This is a genomic window from Candidatus Desulfatibia sp. (assembly GCF_036446775.1).
Lineage (GTDB): Bacteria > Desulfobacterota > Desulfobacteria > Desulfobacterales > UBA11574 > Desulfatibia_A.
Genome location: NZ_JAZFTO010000205.1, coordinates 1 through 3,047 on the forward strand (window position 1 = coordinate 1; position 3,047 = coordinate 3,047).

Consider the following 3,047-nt stretch of genomic DNA (forward strand, 5'->3'; position numbering starts at 1 on the left):
CGCCCCCCGCCCCATTGACATTGATAGACTCCTCCACACTGACAACTTATATGAAGAAGACCTATGGAAACAAGCCTAAAATAGAAATCCTGCCGTTTTCAGACCTCAAAAAGGGCGTGGAGCGTGGGTGAAACCGGCAAATTAAAGAAACAGAGGCACCGCCCATTGAATTAACAGTAAAATAACAGTGAAAAAGGGCTTTTTAAGGATTGGAATATTTTGCTCAATATTGCCCGATTGCCAGTCTTTCCATAATAGCTGCCTTCCTTTAAGTTAATGTTTGTGATTTCAAAAATACTCAATCATGCCGAACAAAGTATAACCGCAATATACGACCGTCATTCGTATGACAATGAAAAGCGGAAGGCGCTAGATGATTGGGGTCGAAAGTTGGAATCAATAATCAGTACGAAGAAGATGAGAAAGGGGGTCCCTTAACAAGGAAGATAGATTCCTGATATGTTTTTTGGGATGCGTAAAGAATAGCAATTAAACGCAAGATTCCATAAAGAAAATCAAATCAAACTTGGCCGCAGTCCCCTTCGGCGTCTGTCAGTCATGCTTGTACATGAGCTTGTTGGTTTTATGCCACTCCTTTACATGCTTGATCGATTCTTCATATTTGAATTTTCCCTTTACGAATGTTGCCGCATCGGGATTATCGTGGCATTCCTTGCACATCTGGAAGTCTTCCTGGGGGAATATCTGGCCGGCCGCCTTTACTTCCGCGCGCGTATACAGATTTCCCTCCTCATCCCCTTTTTCTTTATGTATAAACCTGTACTCGCTGCCCGGACCGTGGCAGTTTTCGCATCCCACGCCCCTTAGGTCTTTGGAGCTATCCGCGTCCTCATAACCCCCCGGTTCCTCGAATCCCACGGTATGGCATTGAAGGCATTTTTTTTCGGTGGAGTAGTCCTTGCCGGGATCGAGCTTGAGCTTTGCCAGTGCATCGCTTACGTATTTGGTGCGTCCCTTTAATACCAGAGTCTGAAACGCCAATCCATGCCGGCTTTTTGCCCAATCGTCCTGGTTCGGTTTATGGCATTTACATCCAAGGTTTCCAGTGTATCTGGCACGTTTGGCGTCGGAAATCGAGGAATATGCGACCAATAGCGCGAAAGACAGAAAACAGATTAATGCAATTTTCCTAATCATAACCCCTCCATATACATGAACGTGTTTCACAATCAGCCTACCGTATTTATAAGTTACCTCAGGAGTACCTTTTTTGAAAGCGTATTTATTGGTCTCTTTCACTCCATGTAAATTCCGAAATAGCCAGATTTTCCTCCGAGTCTACTTCCTTTTTAATTGAAATGATTTCATCAATGTTTTTCAGGAAAACATCAACCACATAAGGATCAAAATGCTCTCTGTACTGCGCCCCTTCGACTGGATCATTTCTTTGACAGTTTTAGGGTGACCTGTCCGAGCATTTGTTTTCTACCTTCGTCCTGCAATATATCTTCAAACTCCACCGGGGGCAAGTACTGTATGCCCGAGTGGACCCGCTTCCGGTTGTAAACGATCTCGATGAACTGCGGGATGCGTTCAACTACATCAGTAAAGCTCTCATACTCCCATAGATAGACCTCCTCCTTTTTAAGGGTTTTTATGAAGGATTCGGCAAACGCATTGTCGTAAGGATTTCCCACCGCCGACATGCTGATCTCGAACTGATGTTCCTTGAGCACCTCCACATAATCCTGACAGGCATACTGAACGCCACGGTCGGAATGGTGAATGATGTCTGTAGCTGGATTACGGGCTTGGATGGCCATCCGTAACGCCGACACCGTCAGTTTGTGGTTGATCCGCTTGGATAAGGCCCAGCCAACGACTCTCCGAGAAAAGATGTCCAATATCACCGCCAAATAAACGAACCCCGTCAGAATGCGGATGTAAGTAATATCAGCAACCCATACCTGATTGATGTCGGTTACCTCCCGACCCTTGAGCAGGTTGGGATATACCGGATGTTCGTGATCTGAGTCCGTCGTTTTGATAAATCGCCTTTTTACCTGCATGGACAGGTTATGCTTGCGCATTACCCTTCGTATCCGTTTGCCGTTAACCACCATGCCATAACGCTTGAAGAGTTGCTCTTTAAGCGTCCGGTAGCCGTAACACGAATAGTTGGCTTGTAAATACTCGATCTTGTCCCGGAGATCGGCATCCCGGCGATCACGTTCGGCACGAGATACCTTGGGCCGGTAATAATACGTTGATGAACTAAGCCCCATCATTTTGCATCCTTGCCGGACTGACCCGCAAGCTTGCCGGTTACGACGTACCCATTCAACCTTCTCATGGATGCTGAGAACTCCTTTAGCTTTTTTAAAAGATCAACCTGCATGCTAAGTTCGCCGACCTTCTTCTTGTACATTTCCAGCTCCCGCTCCAACTGCTTTTCACGGGCGGATGGACTCGAGCGCATGCTTCCATCATGAATTTGCTTCTGCCAGCGGTCTATAAGAGATGAGGATAGATTATATTCTCTCGATGCCTGGGCCTTGGTCATGACCCCACTGTCTATACGGAATACTACTTCACGCTTGAAATCTTCATCAAAATGACGATACTTCTTCATTTGTCCGGCTCCTTTCATGGATATTATCCATCTTTTGCCGGACAGGTACCCTAATTCTTATTAAAAAACGCTCCAGCTACAGGGGCGCACTCCAGATGGAGTGCAAGCGGGACCACCTAAAGGTGGCGAGAACCCTCGCTTCGCTCAGGCGCTTGCACTTACAAAATTAGGGCATATCTACACGTTCAGTTCGGATATGCTCTTTCTCACGCCGTCGGCGGATTTGTTCAGCTGGGACTGTTCTTTGTCGGTGAGCTTTAGCTCAAAAATCTTCTCGATGCCGTTCTTGCCCAAAACGCACGGAACGCCCATGAAGATATCTTTCAAGCCGTATTCCCCTTCCAGCCATGCGGGGCACGAAACCACCCTCTTCGAGTCCCTTACGATCGATTCGACCATAACGCCCACCGATGCGCCCGGCGCGTAGTACGCGCTGCCGGTCTTCAAAAGCGCG

Annotated in this window: 3 protein-coding genes and 1 pseudogene; all 4 read right to left on the reverse strand. The window is 47.1% G+C overall.

Translation table 11 applies throughout. The annotated features are described in order from the left end of the window. Window positions 1-552 precede the first annotated feature (552 nt). On the reverse strand, window positions 553-1,158 hold the full coding sequence (locus tag V3S16_RS09960) for a cytochrome c family protein (RefSeq protein ID WP_413884537.1): 606 nt from the start codon (window positions 1,156-1,158) through the stop codon (window positions 553-555). 242 nt (window positions 1,159-1,400) lie between these two features. Further along, the gene (locus V3S16_RS09965; RefSeq protein WP_413884539.1) at window positions 1,401-2,318 is read right to left on the reverse strand and encodes an IS3 family transposase; all 918 of its coding nucleotides are present in this window, start codon (window positions 2,316-2,318) and stop codon (window positions 1,401-1,403) included. Next, window positions 2,246-2,593 (reverse strand): transposase, encoded by a 348-nt coding sequence (locus V3S16_RS09970; RefSeq protein ID WP_413884538.1) that lies wholly within the window; start codon window positions 2,591-2,593, stop codon window positions 2,246-2,248. The genes V3S16_RS09965 and V3S16_RS09970 overlap by 73 nt, the downstream gene beginning before the upstream one ends. 177 nt (window positions 2,594-2,770) lie before the next feature. Beyond that, window positions 2,771-3,047 (reverse strand): annotated as a pseudogene (locus V3S16_RS09975) (malate dehydrogenase); the annotation flags it as partial.

Coding starts and splice junctions, on each gene's coding strand:
- V3S16_RS09960 (WP_413884537.1), bottom strand. CDS start 1,158: ATGATTAGGAAAATTGCATTAATCTGTTTTCTGTCTTTCGCGCTATTG.
- V3S16_RS09970 (WP_413884538.1), bottom strand. CDS start 2,593: ATGAAGAAGTATCGTCATTTTGATGAAGATTTCAAGCGTGAAGTAGTA.